We start from the raw sequence: 18,185 nt of genomic DNA, 5'->3' as shown, positions 1-18,185 counted from the left end.
TTCCCGTTAGTCCGTCACCAGATGGTGCTCGAACCTGACAATGTTAGCAAACTCGGCCACGTCGAGACTCGCGCCGCCCACCAGCACGCCGTCGACGTCGCGCTCCTTCAGAATCGCCGCTGCATTGCCGGCCTTGACCGATCCGCCGTACAGCAGCCGCACGCCGGAGGCCACCGTGTCGTCATAGAGGCTGGCTATTTCGGCACGGATCGCTGCGCACATCTCCTGCGCATCGGCGGGGCCTGCGACCTCTCCGGTCCCGATGGCCCAGACCGGCTCGTAGGCGATGACGAGGCTGGCCGCGTCCTCGGCCGGCAGTCCGGCCAGATCGGCGCGGACCTGCTCCAGGGTGTGGGCCACGTGGTTCCCGGCCTGCCGCACCGCCAGGCCCTCCCCGACGCACAGCACCGGGGTGAGGGAATGCCGGTAGGCGGCCTTGACCTTGGCATTGAGGGTCTCATCGGACTCGCCGTGGATCGTCCGGCGTTCGGAGTGTCCTACGAGCACGTAAGCGCAGCCCAGCCGGGCCAGGAACTGGCCGGAGATGTCGCCGGTGTAGGCGCCGGAATCGAACTCGGACAGGTCCTGGGCACCGTAGGAGATCTCGAGGTCGTCGCCGCGGACCAGCGTCTGGACGCTGCGCAGGTCCGTGAAGGGCGGGAAGACCGCCACTTCGACCCGCTTGAAGTCATGCCGGGCGTCGCTGAGGGTCCAGGCGAGCTTCTGCAGCAAGGTGATGGACTGGACGTGGTCCATGTTCATCTTCCAGTTGCCGGCGATCAGCGGCGTGCGGTCGTACTTGCCGTTCGTCGAGGTGGTCACTGAAGTCTCCAGTCGTTTTGGGGCCGTCCTGCCTGCGGCGCGCAGGCAGGACGGATTGCTTGGTGCGTGGTGGTCCGCAGGGGCCTAGCGGTCGAGCGCGGTCAGGCCGGGCAGCGACTTGCCTTCCAGGTATTCCAGGCTCGCGCCGCCGCCGGTCGAGATGTGGCCGAAGGCGTTGTCGTCGAATCCCAGCGTGCGCACGGCTGCGGCAGAGTCGCCGCCGCCCACCACGGTGAAGCCATCGCTGCCGGTCAGCGCTTTCGCGACCGCACGCGTACCGTTGGCGAAGGCAGGGAACTCGAACACGCCCATCGGGCCGTTCCAGAACACCGTGTTGGCCGAATGGATGCGCTGGGCGAAGGCCTCGGCGGAGTCCGGGCCGATATCCAGTCCGATGCCGGCATCGCCGAAGCTGGAGGATTCAATGTCGTGGGCGGGCACAACCTCGTGCGCGGCGTCGGCGGCGAACTTCTCGGCCACGACGATGTCGGTGGGCAGGATGAAGTCGCAGCCGTTCTCCTTGGCCTTCGCGAGATAGCCGCGGACGGTGTCGAGCTGGTCTTCCTCGAGCAGGCTGGAGGCGACCTTGTGGCCTTGGGCAGCGAGGAAGGTGAAGACCATGCCGCCGCCGACGAGGATGGCGTCGGCACGGCGCAGCAGGTTTTCGATCACGGCGAGCTTGTCCGAGACCTTCGACCCGCCGAGCACCACCACATAGGGGCGCTGCGGCGCCTCCGTCAGCCGGTTGAGCACTTCGACTTCGGTGCGGACGAGGTCGCCCTGGTAGGCCGGCAGCCTTTCCGCGATATCGAAGACGCTGGCGTGCTTGCGGTGGACCGCGCCGAAGGCATCATCGACGTAGGCGCCGTTGCTGCCCGTCAGGGCCGCCAGCTCTGCCGCGAACTCCTGCCGCTCGCTGTCGGCCTTGCTGGTCTCGCGGGCATCGAAGCGCAGGTTCTGCAGCACCAGCGCCTCCCCGTCCTGCAACTCCTGAGCCAGCTGCTTTGCGCTCTCGCCGACAGTGTCTTCGGCAAACCGGACGGTAAAGGGGGCCAGTTCCTTCAAACGCACGACGGCGGGGCGCAGCGAGTACTTTTCCTGCGGCTCGCCTTTCGGCCGTCCCAGGTGGGCCATGACGATGACCCGCGCTCCGGCTGAGGCCAGCTTCTCCAAAACCGGGAGCGAGGCCCGGATGCGTCCGTCATCGGCGACTGACAGCGAGGATTCCTCACCCTCCAGCGGCACGTTCAGGTCCGAGCGGACCAGGACGGTGCGTCCGCGGACGCCTTCAGCCAGCAGTTCATCAAGAGCGCGTGCAGTCATACCTACCCTTAGCAGTGCGTCGGTCAGCTCATCTTGGATGCGACCAGTTCGGCCAGATCCACCAGGCGGTTGGAATACCCCCACTCGTTGTCGTACCACGCAACAACTTTCACCTGGTTACCAATAACCTTAGTCAGTCCGGAGTCGAAGATCGAAGATGCCGGGTCTGTGACGATATCGGACGAAACAAGCGGATCCTCCGAGTAGGTGAGAATGCCGGCGAGCCGCTCGTCGGAGGCGGCCAGTTTGAAGGCGGCGTTGACCTCGTCGGCGCTGACTTCGCGGGACACCTGTGCAGTCAGGTCGGTGGCCGAGCCGGTCGGCACCGGAACCCGGATCGCAAAGCCATCCAGCTTGCCCTGCAGCTCCGGCAGTACCAGCCCGATGGCCTTGGCGGCACCCGTGGACGTGGGCACCACATTAATCGCGGCAGCACGGGCCCGCCGAAGGTCGCGGTGCGGACCGTCCTGGAGGTTCTGGTCTGCGGTGTAGGCGTGGATGGTGGTCATCAGGCCGCGTTCGATGCCGAAGTTCTCGTTCAGCACCATGGCCAGCGGCGCGAGGCAGTTCGTCGTGCAGGATGCATTGGAAATGATGTGGTGGGCCTGCGGGTCGTAACTGCGGTCGTTGACGCCCATGACCACGGTCAGGTCTGCGTCCGATCCGGGCGCGGAGATGAGGACTTTGGAGGCACCGGCGTCGATATGCTTTTTCGCTTCGGCGGCCTTACGGAAGAAACCCGTGGATTCGATGACGATGTCGACCTCGAGGTCCTTCCAGGGCAGCTTCGCCGGGTCCTTTTCCGCAAGGACTTTCACCGCCTTGCCGGCTACCAGCAGGCCATCGTCCTTGAGTTCCACGCTTTCCGACATCCGTCCCATGACGCTGTCGTACTTCAGCAGGTGGGCGAGGGTTTTTGCGTCGGTCAGGTCGTTCACGGCGGCTATTTCGAAGTCGGCCCCCTGGGCCAGTGCCGCGCGGAAGAAGTTGCGTCCGATACGTCCGAATCCGTTGATGCCTACTCGAGTTGCCACAGTTCCATCCCCTTCAGTTGGGCGCCGGTTCCTGCTGGTGCACGTCGGTTGCGGCCGGGCGGCCGTATGGTCCGGCCGATGTGCTGCTTCCTCACCTCATTGTGTCTGTGTTGCGGGGAATCCGGAAGGCATCCCGCATGCGGCGGCATGCCTTCCGGATCCGTCCTGCCCGCGGCCGGCCCGGCCGCGGCGGAAATGCTACTTGCCGGGGACGACCAGCTTGCTGGCGCCGGCGCGGGCGGAATCGAAGCGGGCAGCGACGTCGGCCCAGTTAACGATGTTCCAGAAGGCCTTGACGTAGTCGGCCTTGACGTTCTGGTAATCCAGGTAGAACGCGTGCTCCCACATGTCCAGCATCAGCAGCGGAGTGGTCGCGACCGGCACGCCGTTCTGCTGGTCGTACATCTGCTCGATGACCAGGTTGCCGCCGATAGGCTCGTAGGCCAGGACGGCCCAGCCCGAGCCCTGGATGGTGGTCGCAGCACCGGTGAAGTGGCCGCGGAAGTTGTCGAAGGAGCCGAAGAACTCGTCGATGGCGGACGCCAGCTCACCGGTCGGCTTGTCGCCGCCTTCCGGAGACAGGTTGTTCCAGAAGACCGAGTGGTTGATGTGGCCGCCGAGGTTGAACTGCAGGTCCTTGGACAGCTTCGCGGCAGCCGCTGCGTCACCGCCGGCCCGGGCTTCTTCCATCTTCTCCAGTGCCGTGTTGGCGCCGGTGACGTAGGCGGCATGGTGCTTGCTGTGGTGCAGCTCCATGATGCGGGCCGAGATGTGCGGCTCCAGCGCTGCATAGTCGTAGTTGAGTTCGGGCAGTTCGTACTTGCTCACGAATATCCTCCGTAACTGTGGCGGCCGCCCGGAGACGGCCCTTGATCGGATTGATCATCCGGGCAGCGGTCGTACCCGGAAACTTATCCCTGGCCCACTGGGCACAGTCCGGGCGCCGCCCGGACAATCCCCATCCTAGGCATACGTCCTAGCCATCCAACATCTCGGCGGTCACATTCGCCTCGGTACCGGGAATACCCAGCTCGGCTGCCCGCTTGTCCGCCATGGCCAGCAGGCGGCGGATGCGTCCGGCGATGGCGTCCTTGGTCATCGGCGGATCGGCCAGGCGGCCCAGTTCATCCAGGCTTGCCTGCTTGTGCGCCACGCGCAGATCACCGGCGTAGCGCAGATGTTCCGGAACGTCTTCGCCAAGGATTTCCAGCGCGCGTTCAACCCGTGCGCCGGCAGCGACGGCCGCCTGTGCGGAGCGGCGGAGGTTGGCGTCGTCGAAATTGGCCAGCCGGTTGGCGGTGGCCCGGACTTCCTTGCGCATCCGGCGCTCTTCCCACACCATCAGCGCGTCATGTGCACCCATCCGGGTCAGCAGCGCCGCTATGGTGTCGCCGTCGCGGATCACCACGCGGTCCACTCCCCGTACCTCGCGGGCCTTGGCAGCGATGTCGAGCCGCCGGGCGGCGCCGACCAGGGCCAGCGCCGCTTCCGGCCCGGGGCACGTCACTTCGAGGGCGGAAGAACGGCCGGGCTCGGTCAGTGAACCGTGGGCCAGGAAGGCGCCGCGCCAGACAGCTTCGGCGTCGGCAGTGGAGCCATTAACTACAGCGGAGGGAAGACCCCGTACCGGGCGGCCGCGGGCATCGAGCAGGCCGGTCTGGCGCGCCAGCGATTCGCCGTCCTTGACCACGCGGACCACATAGCGGTTGCCGCGCCGCAGGCCCCCGCCGGAAACTACGATGATTTCGCTGCCGTGCCCGTAGACCTCCGCGATGGCGGTGCGCAGCCGCCGGGCCGTGGCGGCCAGATCGACTTCCGCCTCGATGACGATCCGCCCGGAGATGATGTGCAGTCCCCCGGCGAAGCGCAGCGTTGCCGAGACTTCGGCCTTGCGGACCTGGGACTTCTTGACCTCCAGGCGTGAAAGTTCATCCTTGACCGCTGCAGTCAGCGCCATGCACCTTGTCCTTACTCATTCATGCTCGCCGGCGAAAATGTCATGGTAGGCCGTTGCAAGCCTGAGCGGATCATGCACGGCGCGCCTGCCGGGAGTTCCCACTCTACCGAACACCACGGCGGCGCCCAGCCGGGCGGCAGCGGATTCGAACTCCGCACGGTCGCCCACGGCGAAGGGGTCGGCGAGCACCACGTCGAACTTCATCTCCGGAGCGTAGCGCTGCAGCACGGCCAGGTGGTCGGCTGCCGTCATGCCCGAGGTTTCTTTGGTATCCGTGGCCAGGTTCATGGTCAGGATGCGCCGGGCCGGCGTTGCGCACAGGGCATCGCGCAGCTGCGGCAGCATCAGGTGCGGCAGCACCGAGGTATACCAGGAACCCGGTCCGAGGATCACCCAATCCGCCAGCTCAATCGCGTTGAGCGCCTCGGCGCACGCGGGTGCGTCCTCCGGAATCAGGCGCACATCGTTGACGTGGGTGTTGCGTCCGGCGGCCGCCAGTTTCGATTGGCCGGAGATCGTGGTGCTGCGCAGTTTGCCCGTCGCGTCTTCGGTCAGCACGTCTCCCTCGATGGTCAGCGGCCGGGTGGCCATGGGCAGCACTTGGCCACGCGCGCCGAGCAGCGCGCCGGCCCATTGCAGCCCGGCCACCGGGTCCCCCAGCAGTTCCCACAAGGTCACGATGAGCAGGTTGCCGAGGGCATGGTTGTCCAGGCTGCCCTCGACGTGGTCCAGCGATTTGAACCGGTGCTGCATAACATCGCGCCAGGTCTGGCCCCATTCGGTGTCGTCGCAGAGCGCGGCCAGCGCCATCCGCAGATCCCCGGGCGGGAGGACCCCCAGCTCGCGGCGCAGGCGGCCGGAGGACCCGCCGTCGTCCGCTACCGTAACGATGGCGGTCAGTTCCGTAGTAAGCAGCCGCAGCGCAGCCAGCGACGCGGAAAGACCGTGTCCGCCGCCCAAGGCGACGACCGAGGGCGGATTCTGGCTGCGGGCACCCCCGGGCCGGTCCGGCTGCGCCACTGGTACGCGCGGAAGCGGCCCTGTCAGCAGCGCCACTATTCGCGTCCCAGGTCCCGGTGCTGCACGGCAACCTTGGTGCGCGGCAGCTGGGCGAGGCGCTTGCCGAGCTCCTCCGCGACGGCGACGGAACGGTGCTTCCCGCCGGTGCAGCCGACGGCGATGGTCGCGTAGTGCTTGTTCTCCTGCCGGTAGCCCTCGAGGACCGGTTCCAGCGCAAAGACGAAGCGCTTGATGAACTCCTCGGCGCCGGAGTCGATCAGCACGAAGTCGCTGACTTGCTTTTCGAGGCCGGTGTGCGGACGCAGCGCCGGCACCCAGTGCGGGTTGGGAATGAACCGGGCGTCGGCCACGAAGTTCGCGTCGACCGGCAGGCCGTACTTGAATCCGAAGCTCATCACGTTCAGGCGCAGCACGATCGGGCCCGAATCGGAAAACAGTTCGGTCACGTTCGTGGCGAGGGCGTGGACGTTCATGTCCGTGGTGTCGATGACCAGGTCCGAGGAGTCCTTCAGCCGGGCCAGCAGTTCACGTTCGGCCCTGATGCCGTCGGAGATCCGGCCGTCCCCTTGCAGCGGGTGCGGCCGGCGGCCCTGTTCGAAGCGGCGAACCAGCACTTCGTCGGAGGCGTCAAGGAAGAGCACCCGGAGGTTCACGGCGCTGGCGCCGAGCCCGTTGAGGGCTTCCCGGATGTCGCGCTGCAGGTTCTTGCTGCGGACGTCAATAACGACGGCGAGGCGGGGCAGCGATTCGGGCATGCGGGAGACGAGCTCGGCGAGCGTGCCGAGCATCTGCGGCGGCAGGTTGTCGACCACATACCAGCCGTGGTCCTCCAGCGCATGCGCCGCGGTCGTGCGGCCGGCCCCGGACATGCCCGTGACCACCAGCAATTCGGATTCCTCCGGCTTGACCGGTGTGAGATCCTCTTCCTCCGACATTCAGCCCGTCCTGTTCCTTGTCTTGGGCCGCGCGGATCCTCGAAACGGCGGTGCGCCGGCTCCGCTGCGGACGTTCCTAAGCCTAACTAAGATTCGACGATCTCGCCGGTAGCCATGTTGACCGCCGGTGCCGGCTCGGGTGCTTCATCCGAGGGTGACACATGCTGTTTGATGGAGGCGGCCAAGGCCGGTCCTACCCCGGGCACCTGCTGCAGTTCCTCCACGCTTGCGGCCTTCAGCTTGCGGGCCGAGCCGAAGTGCTTCAGCAGTGCCTTGCGCTTGGCCGGGCCAAGCCCCGGGACGGAGTCCAGGACGGACTCGGTCATCGACTTCCCGCGCTTCTGCCGGTGGTAGCTGATGGCGAAGCGGTGGGCCTCGTCGCGGATGCGCTGGAGCAGGTAGAGCCCGTGCGATGCCCGCGGCAGGATCACCGGGAAGTCGTCGTCCGGTACCCACACTTCTTCGAGCCGCTTGGCAAGGCCGACGACGAAGACATCACTGATGCCCAGGTCCGCCAGTGCCCGCGAGGCCGCGGCAACCTGGGGCGGTCCCCCGTCGACCACGACGAGGTTCGGCGGGTAGGCGAACTTGGTCCGCGGCGCCTCGGTGGTCGTGTCCGCCAGGGGTCCGGCGGACCCGGCCTGCGCGACCGGTTCTTCCGCCTCTGGACCGGCGGAGGGCTGGGCCGTCTTGTCGGCGAGGTAGTGGCGGAAGCGCCGGCTGATCACGTCGTACATGGCCGAGGTGTCGTCGCGGGCGGCGTCGCCGGTAATGGCGAACCGGCGGTAGTCGGACTTCTTCGGCAGACCGTCTTCCACGACGACCATGGAGGCGACCACGTTGGTGCCCTGGACATGCGAGATGTCGTAGCATTCGATCCGCAACAGGGCGACCGGGAGGTCCAGGGCTTCCTGCAGTTCCTGCAATGCTGCCGAGCGGGTGGTGATGTCGCCGGCGCGGCGGCTCTTGTGCAGGGCCAGCGCCTGTTCGGCGTTCTGCCGCACCGTCTCCAGCAGCGCAGCCTTGTCTCCGCGTTTCGGCACGCGCAGTTCAACCTTGCTGCCGCGCAGGCCCCGCAGCCACTGCTCCAGTTCGTCGCGGTTGTCCGGCTCCACGGGCACCAGCACCTGTCGGGGGATGCGGTCGGGGTCCTCGCCATCGCCATAGACCTGCTGCAGCAGGTGCTCGGCCATATCCGCCCGGGACGTATCCTCGACTTTTTCCACGACCCAGCCGCGCTGGCCGCGGATCCGGCCGCCCCGGACATGGAACACCTGGACTGCTGCCTCCAGCTCGTCCTCTGCCAGGGCGAAGATATCGGCGTCGGTATCCTCGCTCAAGACCACCGCGTTGCGTTCGAACACGCGCTTCAGCGCGGCAATGTCGTCGCGGTAGCGGGCGGCGGATTCGTAGTCCAGTTCCGCCACGGCCGCTGACATCTTCTTCTCCAGCGCCCGGATGAACCGGTCCGCTTCCCCGCCCATGAAGGCGCAGAATTCCCAGGCCAGCGCCTTGTGGTCCTCCGGGGAAATCCGGCCGACGCAGGGAGCCGAACACTTGTCAATGTAGCCGAGCAGGCAAGGCCGCCCCGTCCGCTGGGCCCGGTTGAACACCCCGACGCTGCAGGTCCGTACCGGGAACACCCGCAGCAGGGTGTCCACGGTCTCGCGGATGGCTTTGGCCGGGTAGAAGGGGCCGAAGTACTTGGTTCCCTTGCGCTTGTCGCCCCGCATCACCTGCACGCGGGGGAATTTCTCCGACATCGTGACGGCCAGGTACGGGTAGGACTTGTCGTCCCGGAACATGATGTTGAAGCGCGGCGCGAACTCCTTGATCCAGGTGTACTCCAACTGGATGGCTTCGAGTTCGCTGCCGACGATGGTCCACTCGACGGAGGCGGCGGTGTGCACCATCGCCTTGGTCCGCGGCATCAGCGAATCCGGGTTGGCGAAGTAGCTGTTCAGCCGGGAGCGCAGGTTCTTCGCCTTCCCGACGTAGACGACGCGCTTGTGCTCGTCCCGGAACCGGTAGACCCCGGGATTCGTGGGGATTTCCCCCGGCCGCGGCCGGTAGGAGGCAGGAAGGGCCATTTACCCGGCCTGCTTGGACTGGTTGTAGGTACCGGCCCTTTGCTGTCCGCTGAGCGCGGCAATCGCGTCCATGATTTTGTCTGTCGCAGCGCGGCGTGCGGGCAGGGGGTGGTCCGGACCGGTCTTCTCGAAGTAGAGCGGCGCCCCGATCTTCATGGTGAAATGCTTGGCCTTGATCATGTTGCTGTCCGCTGGCTGCAGTTGCTCGGTGCCGATCAGGCCGACCGGCACCACCGGGGCCCCCGTGGTCAATGCCAGCCAGCCCACTCCCGTCCTTCCACGGTACAACAGTCCGTCCCGGGAGCGCGTGCCTTCCGGATAGATTCCGAAGGCCTCGCCGCGGTCGAGGATTTCCAGCGCTGTCTGCAGCGCGGCTACGCCCGCTGCCTGCTCGCCCCGTTCCACCGGAATCGAGCCCACGCTGTTGAAGAACCACCGCATGGCGGCGCCCTTCGGGCCGCGGGCAGTGAAGTATTCGGACTTGGCGAAGAAGGCCACTTTCCGGGGCATCAGGGCCTGGATGATGATGCTGTCCAGGAAGGACAGGTGATTCGGCGCGACAATGACCGGGCCGCTTCGCGGGAAGTTCTGCAGTCCTTCCACCGACGGACGGCACGTGCTCCGGATGGTGGCGCGGAATGCGGCGCGGGTGCCTTCAAAAAATTCCACGTTCAGCGACTTCCTCCGCTTTGCCGGATTCCCTCATCCAGTGCTTTCAACTGTTCCTGCAACTCCTCCACCGATGCTGCGACCGTGGCGGCCCCGGCGGCAGCCAGTTCGCCGTCAGCGGCAAACCCCCACCCTACGGCGACGGCGTCGATTCCGTGATGCGCCGCAGCCTCCAAGTCGTAATGCCGGTCCCCCACCATGACAGCGTGGCTGAACCGCCCTGCATACCGCTCCAGTGCTTCGGCGAGGATCGGGATCTTTCCCAAGTCCTTCCCGCTTGCGCCTTCCAAGTCGTCCATGGCCGCACCATGAATGCTCTCGAAGTAGCCGGCCAGCCCTTGCACCTGCAGCAGTTCGACGGCGATCGGGGTCGGCTTCTGCGTGACCACCGCCAGCAGTGTCCCCTCGGCTGCCAGCCGTTCCAGCGCCGGGACGATTCCGGGGTAGACCCGGCTCCCGGACATGCCGGCGGCACGATAGTCAGCACGGTAAAGCCGGATCACTTCGCCCACCTCGGCCTCCGGCACGCGGGCCAGCCGCCGCAGGGATTCCCCGAGCGGCGGGCCGACCATCGCGTCGAGCACGTGCTCGGCGGGAACCGGCAGGCCACGGGCCTGCAGCGCGCGGCTGATCCCTCCGGTAATGGCGCCGGCCGGGTCCACGAGGGTCCCGTCCAGATCAAACAGAACCAAGGCCGGCAAAGAAGTCACCTAGGCATTTTTCCACATGCGCCAGAGCGATCGTTACTGGAAGATCTCGGCCAGGAACCGGCCGGTGTGGCTGCCCTCGGTCCGGGCCACTTGCTCGGGCGTACCATTGGCGATGATCCGGCCGCCGCCGGAGCCTCCGTCGGGACCCAGGTCCAGGATCCAGTCGGCGCTCTTGATCACATCGAGATTGTGCTCGATGGTGATGACCGTGTTGCCCTTGTCCACCAGGGACTGCAGGACGGTCAGCAGCTTGCGGATGTCCTCGAAGTGCAGGCCCGTGGTCGGTTCGTCCAGCACATACACGCTGCGGCCGTTGCTCCGCTTCTGCAGTTCGCTGGCGAGCTTGACGCGCTGCGCTTCGCCGCCGGAGAGCGTGGTGGCGGGCTGGCCGAGGCGAACGTAGCCCAGGCCGACGTCCACGAGCGTATTCAGGTGCCTGGCGATCGGGGTGAAGGCAGCGAAGAACTCCGCCGCCTCCTCGATCGGCATGTCCAGCACGTCCGCGATGGTCTTGCCCTTGTAGTGGACCTCCAGGGTCTCCCGGTTGTATCGGGCCCCGTGGCACACTTCACAGGGAACGTAGACATCCGGCAGGAAGTTCATTTCGATCTTGAGCGTGCCATCACCAGAACAGGCTTCGCAGCGGCCGCCCTTGACGTTGAACGAGAAACGGCCGGGCTGGTAGCCGCGGACCTTCGCTTCGTTCGTCTCGGCGAACAGCTTGCGGATGTGGTCGAACACACCGGTGTACGTCGCCGCGTTGGACCGCGGAGTGCGACCGATCGGGCTCTGGTCTACGTGGATGACCTTGTCCAGATGGTCCAGTCCCTCCACCCGGGTGTGGCGGCCGGCGACCTGCTTGGCGTTGTTGAGCTTGTTCGCCAGCACCTTGTACAGAATGTCGTTGACGAGCGTGGACTTGCCCGAGCCGCTGACGCCCGTGACCGCCGTGAACACGCCCAGGGGGAAGGAGGCATCCACGCCCTGCAGGTTGTTTTCCCTGGCCCCGACCACCTTCAGCTGGCGTTTCCGGTCGATCTTCCGGCGCTGGGCAGGGACCTCGATGCGGCGGCGGCCGGAGAGGTAGTCCCCGGTGATGGACTTGTCGTTGTCCAGCAGTTCCTTGAGCGAGCCCGAATGCACGACCTCGCCGCCGTGTTCGCCGGCACCGGGACCGACGTCGACAATCCAGTCCGCTTCATGGATGGTGTCTTCATCGTGCTCGACGACGATCAGTGTGTTGCCGAGGTCGCGCAGCCGGGTCAGCGTTTCGATCAGCCGGCGGTTGTCCCGCTGATGCAGTCCGATGGACGGTTCGTCCAGCACATAGAGCACGCCGACCAGGCCGGAGCCGATCTGCGTGGCAAGGCGGATACGCTGCGCTTCGCCGCCGGAGAGCGTCGCGGCGGCACGTTCCAGGTTGAGGTATTCCAGCCCGACGTCGAGCAGGAACTGCAGCCGCGCTTTGATCTCGATCAGCACCTGGTGCGCGATCTGGATTTCCCGCGGCGTCAGTTCGAGGCCGTCCAGGAACGCCAGGCACTCACGCAGCGGGAGGGCCGACGCTTCCGCGATCGACTTGCCGTTGATCAGGACGGACAGCGAGGCCGGATTGAGCCGCGCACCGTTGCACTCCGGGCAAGGCACCTCACGCATGTACTGCTCGTAACGGTCCCGCGCGTTGTCCGATTCGGTTTCCAGGTGCTTGCGGTGGATGTACTGCACCGCGCCTTCGAAACCCGTGCTGTACTTGCGTTCGCGGCCGAAGCGGTTCCGGTACTGGACGACGACCTTGTAGTCCTTGCCGTGCAGCACCGCCTTCTGGACGTCCTTGCTCAGCTTGCCGAACGGCTCGTCCATGCTGAAGCCGAGCTCATGGGAGAGTCCTTCGAGCAGCCGGTTCCAGTATTCCGACGTGGCTTTGCCGAGCGACCACGGCGCGATGGCGCCTTCGGCCAGGCTCAGTTCATGGTCCGGCACGACGAGTTCCTCGTCGACTTCGAGCCTGCTGCCGATGCCGGTGCAGACCGGGCAGGCACCGAACGGATTGTTGAACGAGAAGGAGCGCGGCTCGATCTCGTCGATGGCCAGGGGGTGCTCGTTGGGGCAGGCCAGGTTTTCGGAGAAGGAACGGAGCCGGTGCGGATCCGCCGGATCCAGGTCCACGAAGTCGGCCAGCACCCGGCCTTCGGCCAGGCCCAGGGCGGTCTCCACCGAGTCCGTCAGCCGTTGGTGGATGCCCTCCTTGACCACCAGGCGGTCCACCACCACCTCAATGGTGTGCTTGAACTGCTTGCCCAGCTTGGGCGGATCCGAGAGCTGGATGAGGTCGCCGTCGACCCGCGCGCGCGAGTAGCCCTTCGCGGACAGCTCCTTGAACAGGTCCACGAACTCGCCCTTGCGCCCGCGGACCACGGGCGCAAGGATCTGGAACCGGGTGCCCTCGTCCAGTTCCTGCAGCTGGTCCACGATCTGCTGCGGTGTCTGCTTGGTTACCGGTTCGCCGCAGACCGGGCAGTAGGGCCGGCCCACCCGGGCCCAGAGCAGGCGCAGGTAGTCGTAGATCTCGGTGATGGTGCCGACGGTGGAGCGCGGGTTGCGGCTGGTGGACTTCTGGTCGATGGACACCGCAGGCGAGAGCCCCTCGATGAAGTCCACGTCCGGCTTGTCCACTTGCCCCAGGAACATACGGGCGTATGAGGAAAGCGACTCGACATAGCGGCGCTGGCCCTCGGCGAAGATGGTGTCGAACGCCAGCGAGGACTTGCCGGAACCGGACAGTCCGGTGAAGACGATCATGGCGTCGCGGGGCAGGTCCAGGTCCACATTGCGCAGGTTGTGCTCGCGCGCCCCCTTGACGATCAGCCTGGAGAGGTCACCGCCCGCGGCTCGCACGAGGCCGGATTCAGTTGATTCAGTCGCTTTTAGCACAGCTTCCACTCTAATCGAAAATGCGTTCGAAACCGTAACCGCCAAGGCCCTCCACCCGGCGGCCGCGGACACCTGCTGTCCGCGAACGTCTCAGCGTTCCAGGGCTGCCTTGACAGCGGCCACTGCGGCTTCCGTGCCGATGCTTTGGGATTTGACGACGGCGGCAAACCGGTCCGCGGCTTCGGCCAGGAGCTGCGCGGTTTCGTCCGCACCGGCGCTGATGACCGTGCCGGCCCGCCCGGCAGTCTTGACCCGTCCGGCCGTTTCCAGCTCCCGGTACGCCCGCGCGACGGTGTGCGGCACAATGCCGAGGTGGTCCGCCAGCCGGCGTACCGGCGGCAGCTTCGTACCTACCGGAAGTTCGCCATCGTCCGCCGCTTCGATGATGCGCCGCCGCAACTGTTCGTACAGCGCAACAGAGCTTTCCTTGTCGAGCCGCCAGTCGAACTGGTCAGCCTCCATCCGCTGTCCATCCTTCCGCTGCGGCCGCCGGGACGAACTGAATTTACGCCGCGGCCGCAACACCGGGCAAGCGCTTTCACTCTGGGCGCAGTCCGGTGCCGCCATGTTGCAGGCGACGGCGCGGCCAGCTGCATAGACTGGGGCGCATGTGGGATCTCCAGGACATCACCATCCGCTCGGCTGCCGTCAGCGAGATGGACAACAACGTCTACGTCATCACGTCGAAGCGGACCGGTGCACAGGTGCTCATCGATGCCGCCGACGACATGCCCGCCATCCACCGCCTGCTCGAGGAAGCGGCGGCGGACACCAGTGCGGAGGCGAAGGTGGGGCTGATCATCACCACCCACAGCCATTGGGACCATGTCCGCGCCCTCGCCGACGCCGTCGCGGCCACCGGCGCGCGCACCGCTGCCGGCAGCGAGGACGTGTCCGGCATCGAGGTCCCCACGGATGTTGCGCTGGATCACGGCGATACGGTGGACGCCGACGGTTTCAGCCTCGAGGCCATCAAACTGCGCGGCCACACACCGGGCTCCGTCGCCCTGCTCTACCGCGACCCGGCCGGCCCCGCGCACCTCTTCACCGGTGACTCGCTGTTTCCGGGCGGGGTGGGCAATACGCAGCAGGACCCTGCCCGGTTCACGTCGCTCATTAACGACGTCGAGGAGCGGCTTTTCGCGTATCTTCCGGACGACACCGTCGTCCACCCGGGCCACGGCAAGGGCACCACGCTCGGCGCGGAGCGCCCGCACCTGGCGGAGTGGCGCGAACGCGGCTGGTAGCGCTGGTAGCCCGCGGCCGGTCCCGCCCGGGCAATCCGTCCGGACCTCAGCGCTTGCGCGCTGCGCAGAAGATCCGGCGGAACGGGTAAACCGTGCCGAACGGCCCGGCTGGATAGGCCGTGCGGAGCTCCGCGGCATAGGCAGCCTCGAATTCCGCCGCGTCGGCCGGACCCAGTGCCGCCAGCACTGGCCGCAGGCCGGTCCCGCGGACCCACTCGAGTACCGGGTCCTCCCCCTGCAGAAGGTGCAGGTACGTGGTTTCCCAGGCCTCGGCGTCGTACCCCTGCTCCTGGAGCAGCTCCAGGTACTGGGCCGGCTCCCCGACCGCGCCGTCATGCCGCAGCACGCCCTCCAGCTGCTGCTTCCAGCGGCCGCTCTCGGCCACCTCCCGCATGAGGGCGTGGGAGGGCGAGCCGAAATTGCCGGGCACCTGGAATGCAATCCAGGCGCCCGGCCGCAGCCGCCGCGCCCAGTCGCGGAGCAGCTCGCGGTGGCTGGGCACCCATTGCAAGGCCGCGTTGGAGACGAGCACGTCGAGCCCGGCCGGCGGAGTCCAGTCCGCGATGTCGCCGTGGCGGAAGCCGAGGTTGGGCAGGCCGTTGGACGACGTCGCGGTCCGCACCATTTCGGCCGAGGAATCCAGCCCGGTGACCTGCGCGGCGGGCCAACGCTGTGCCAGGGACGCGGTCAGCTCGCCGGTGCCGCAGCCGAGATCCACCACCAGCTGCGGACCGGGGTGCAGGATCCGCGCCGTCAGGTCGAAGAACGGGCGGCTGCGCTCGTTCGCGTATTCGGTGTATTTCGACGGATCCCACGTGAACATGGACCAACTCCTCGGGTCTGCAGGGTGCAACGCCAGCCTAGTATTGCTGCTGCCGATAGGCTGGGAGGGCAATGACTCTTCTTGACCAGCTGACTGCAGCCGACACTTCCGCCCCGGACGACATCTACACCGCCTTCGTGGACTGGGTGGAAGGCCGCGGCATGTCCCTTTACCCGGCGCAGGACGAGGCGGTCATGGAACTCGTGACCGGCAACAACGTCATCCTCGCCACGCCGACCGGTTCGGGCAAGTCCATGGTGGCCATCGCCGCACACTTCCACGCCATGGCCGGCGGAGCGCGCAGCTACTACACCGCGCCCATCAAGGCGCTGGTATCGGAGAAGTTCTTCGCGCTCTGCGACATTTTCGGCCCGGACAACGTCGGCATGGTGACCGGCGATTCCGCCGTCAACCCGGATGCACCGGTGATCTGCTGCACCGCGGAGATCCTGGCCAATATCGCGCTGCGCGAAGGCGCCGCAGCGGACCTGGGCACCGTCATCATGGACGAGTTCCATTTCTATTCGGATCCGCAGCGCGGCTGGGCCTGGCAAGTGCCGCTGCTGGAACTTCCGCAGGCCCAGTTCCTGCTGATGTCCGCGACGCTGGGCGACGTCACCCGCTTTGAGCGCGGGCTGACCGAGCTCACCGGCCGGACCACCACAACGGTCAGCTCGGCGGAACGGCCGATTCCGCTGCACTACTACTACGTGCAGACGCCGGTGCAGGAGTCGCTCGAGGAGCTGCTGGGCACCCGCCAGGTCCCGGTGTACGTGGTCCACTTCAGCCAACTGGAAGCGATCGAGCGGGCGCAGAACCTGATGAGCATCAATGTCTGCACGCGCGAGGAGAAGGACCGGATCGCCGAGCTGATCGGCGCCTTCCGCTTCGCCCCCGGTTTCGGCAAGACGCTCAACCGGCTGATCCGGCACGGCATCGGCGTGCACCATGCAGGCATGCTGCCGAAGTACCGCCGCCTCGTGGAGCAGCTGGCGCAGGCGGGCCTGCTGAAGGTCATCTGCGGCACGGACACTCTGGGCGTGGGCATCAATGTCCCGATCCGCACGGTCCTCATGACTGCCCTGAGCAAGTACGACGGCGTCCGGACCCGGCTCCTGAACGCCCGGGAGTTCCACCAGATTGCCGGCCGCGCGGGACGTGCCGGCTACGACACGGCGGGCACCGTCGTCGTCCAGGCCCCCGAACACGTAGTGGAGAATACCAAGGCGATGGCCAAGGCCGTCGCCAAGTTCGGCGATGACCAGAAGAAGCTGCGCCAGGTGGTGAAGAAGAAGCCGCCGGCCGGCTTCGTCAGCTGGGGCGAAGCCACCTTCAACAAGCTCGTGGAGAGCGACCCGGAGCCGCTGTCGTCCAGCTTCACCGTCACGCACGCGATGTTGCTCAACCTGCTGGAACGGCCGGGCGATCCGTTCGCCGCCGCCAAACGGCTGCTGACGGAGAACCATGAGAACCGGGCCACCCAGCTGAAGCTGATCAAACGTGCGCTCGGCATCTACCGGGAGCTGGTGGCCTCCGGGCTGGTGGAGCGGCTGGACGAACCGGACGGGACCGGCCGCCGGGTCCGGCTGAAGGTGCACCTGCAACCCAACTTCGCGCTGAACCAGCCGCTCTCCCCCTTCGCGGTCGCCAGCCTGGAGCTGCTGGATCCGGAAAGCGGCGCCTACGCGCTGGACGTCGTGTCCGCCATCGAGGCCATCCTCGAGCAGCCGCGCCAGGTGCTCTCCGCCCAGGAGAAGAAGGCCCGCGGCGAAGCGGTCGCCGCGATGAAGGCGGACGGCATCGAGTACGAGCAGCGGATGGCGCTGCTGGAAGAGGTCACGTACCCGCAGCCGCTGGCCGAGCTGCTCCATCAGTCCTTCGACGTGTACCGGAAGGGCGCGCCCTGGCTGGGCGATTTCGAGCTGGCGCCCAAGTCGGTCATCCGGGACATGTACGAGCGGGCGATGAACTTCAGCGAGTACGTGCAGTTCTACGGGCTCGCCCGCTCCGAGGGCATCCTGCTGCGCTACCTGACGGACGGCTACAAGGCGCTGCGGCAGACCGTGCCCACCGAGGCGCTGCGCGAAGACCTGGAGGACATCATCGCCTGGCTTGGCGAGCTGGTCCGCCAGGTGGATTCCAGCCTGCTGGACGAGTGGGAGGAACTGGCTGCCGGCGCGTCCGCCGCAGACCTGGCCGCCGAGCATGCCAGCGAATCCGTCCTGACCCAGTCGCCGCCCAAGCTGACCGGGAACGTCCGGGCGTTCCGCGTGATGGTCCGCAACGAGCTGTTCCGCCGCGTGGAGCTCTTCGAAGCCGAAGACGAAGAAGCACTGGGCGAACTGGATGCGGAGTCCGGCTGGGACGCGGACCGTTGGGCGGACGCTATGGACGCCTACTTCGACGCGCACGACGACCTGGGCATCGGCCCGGACGCCCGCGGGCCGCAGTACCTGGTGATCGAGACCGGGCCCGCGGAGTGGAAGGTGCGGCAGATCTTCGACGATCCGGCCGGGGACCACGATTGGGGCATCAGCGCTGTAGTGGACCTCGCGGCCTCGGACGAGCTCGGCGCGGCGGCAGTGCGGATTACCGCCGTCGGGCAGCTGTGAATAGGATGCCAA

15 protein-coding genes are annotated in these 18,185 nt (G+C 66.8%); 2 read left to right on the top strand and 13 right to left on the bottom strand.

Features of this window, described 5'->3' with window-relative positions:
* Positions 1–6: 6 nt before the first annotated feature.
* The 12 genes from tpiA to D477_RS01755 form a co-directional block, all read right to left on the bottom strand.
* Positions 7–822 carry a triose-phosphate isomerase gene (tpiA, locus tag D477_RS01810; protein ID WP_005266696.1) on the bottom strand — a complete coding sequence of 272 codons (816 nt, stop codon included), beginning with the start codon at positions 820–822 and terminating at the stop codon, positions 7–9.
* Positions 823–906: 84 nt separating this feature from the next.
* Positions 907–2,145 carry a phosphoglycerate kinase gene (locus D477_RS01805; protein WP_005266693.1) on the bottom strand — a complete coding sequence of 413 codons (1,239 nt, stop codon included), beginning with the start codon at positions 2,143–2,145 and terminating at the stop codon, positions 907–909.
* Positions 2,146–2,168: 23 nt separating this feature from the next.
* A complete protein-coding gene (gap, locus tag D477_RS01800; protein ID WP_005266684.1) occupies positions 2,169–3,179 on the bottom strand; it encodes a type I glyceraldehyde-3-phosphate dehydrogenase in 1,011 nt (336 codons plus the stop codon).
* Between the two features lie 198 nt (positions 3,180–3,377).
* Positions 3,378–4,007, bottom strand: coding sequence for a superoxide dismutase (locus D477_RS01795; protein ID WP_005266683.1), 630 nt, complete (start codon positions 4,005–4,007; stop codon positions 3,378–3,380).
* Positions 4,008–4,155: 148 nt separating this feature from the next.
* Positions 4,156–5,136 (bottom strand): DNA-binding protein WhiA, encoded by a 981-nt coding sequence (gene whiA / locus D477_RS01790; protein WP_005266682.1) that lies wholly within the window; start codon positions 5,134–5,136, stop codon positions 4,156–4,158.
* 15 nt (positions 5,137–5,151) lie between these two features.
* Positions 5,152–6,192 carry a gluconeogenesis factor YvcK family protein gene (locus D477_RS01785; RefSeq protein ID WP_005266681.1) on the bottom strand — a complete coding sequence of 347 codons (1,041 nt, stop codon included), beginning with the start codon at positions 6,190–6,192 and terminating at the stop codon, positions 5,152–5,154.
* On the bottom strand, positions 6,192–7,091 hold the full coding sequence (rapZ, locus tag D477_RS01780) for an RNase adapter RapZ (protein ID WP_005266680.1): 900 nt from the start codon (positions 7,089–7,091) through the stop codon (positions 6,192–6,194). Before rapZ ends, D477_RS01785 begins: the two co-directional genes overlap by 1 nt.
* A gap of 86 nt (positions 7,092–7,177) precedes the next feature.
* A complete protein-coding gene (gene uvrC, locus D477_RS01775; RefSeq protein ID WP_005266679.1) occupies positions 7,178–9,181 on the bottom strand; it encodes an excinuclease ABC subunit UvrC in 2,004 nt (667 codons plus the stop codon).
* On the bottom strand, positions 9,182–9,850 hold the full coding sequence (locus D477_RS01770) for a lysophospholipid acyltransferase family protein (protein ID WP_005266678.1): 669 nt from the start codon (positions 9,848–9,850) through the stop codon (positions 9,182–9,184).
* 2 nt (positions 9,851–9,852) lie between these two features.
* Positions 9,853–10,560 (bottom strand): HAD hydrolase-like protein, encoded by a 708-nt coding sequence (locus D477_RS01765; RefSeq protein WP_237740668.1) that lies wholly within the window; start codon positions 10,558–10,560, stop codon positions 9,853–9,855.
* Positions 10,561–10,593: 33 nt separating this feature from the next.
* Complete coding sequence (gene uvrA / locus D477_RS01760; RefSeq protein WP_043845230.1) at positions 10,594–13,491, bottom strand: excinuclease ABC subunit UvrA; 2,898 nt, start codon at positions 13,489–13,491, stop codon at positions 10,594–10,596.
* A 90-nt stretch (positions 13,492–13,581) separates the two neighbouring features.
* Entirely contained in the window at positions 13,582–13,953 is a 372-nt protein-coding gene (locus tag D477_RS01755; RefSeq protein WP_005266674.1) for a GntR family transcriptional regulator, read from the bottom strand.
* Between the two features lie 146 nt (positions 13,954–14,099).
* Between D477_RS01755 and D477_RS01750 the strand changes: the two genes are divergently transcribed.
* Positions 14,100–14,738: an MBL fold metallo-hydrolase gene (locus D477_RS01750; protein ID WP_005266673.1), complete on the top strand. Its 639-nt coding sequence runs from the start codon at positions 14,100–14,102 to the stop codon at positions 14,736–14,738.
* Positions 14,739–14,784: 46 nt separating this feature from the next.
* Here the strand turns inward: D477_RS01750 and D477_RS01745 are convergent, their stop codons facing one another.
* Positions 14,785–15,561 (bottom strand): trans-aconitate 2-methyltransferase, encoded by a 777-nt coding sequence (locus tag D477_RS01745; protein WP_005266671.1) that lies wholly within the window; start codon positions 15,559–15,561, stop codon positions 14,785–14,787.
* Between the two features lie 71 nt (positions 15,562–15,632).
* Between D477_RS01745 and D477_RS01740 the strand changes: the two genes are divergently transcribed.
* The gene (locus D477_RS01740) at positions 15,633–18,173 is read left to right on the top strand and encodes a DEAD/DEAH box helicase (protein ID WP_005266658.1); all 2,541 of its coding nucleotides are present in this window, start codon (positions 15,633–15,635) and stop codon (positions 18,171–18,173) included.
* The last annotated feature ends 12 nt before the right edge of the window (positions 18,174–18,185 follow it).

It is taken from the genome of Arthrobacter crystallopoietes BAB-32, assembly GCF_000328305.2.
Lineage (GTDB): Bacteria > Actinomycetota > Actinomycetes > Actinomycetales > Micrococcaceae > Crystallibacter > Crystallibacter crystallopoietes_A.
The sequence above is the reverse complement of the archived record's forward strand: the minus strand, read 5'-3'. Positions and strand labels throughout refer to the sequence as shown.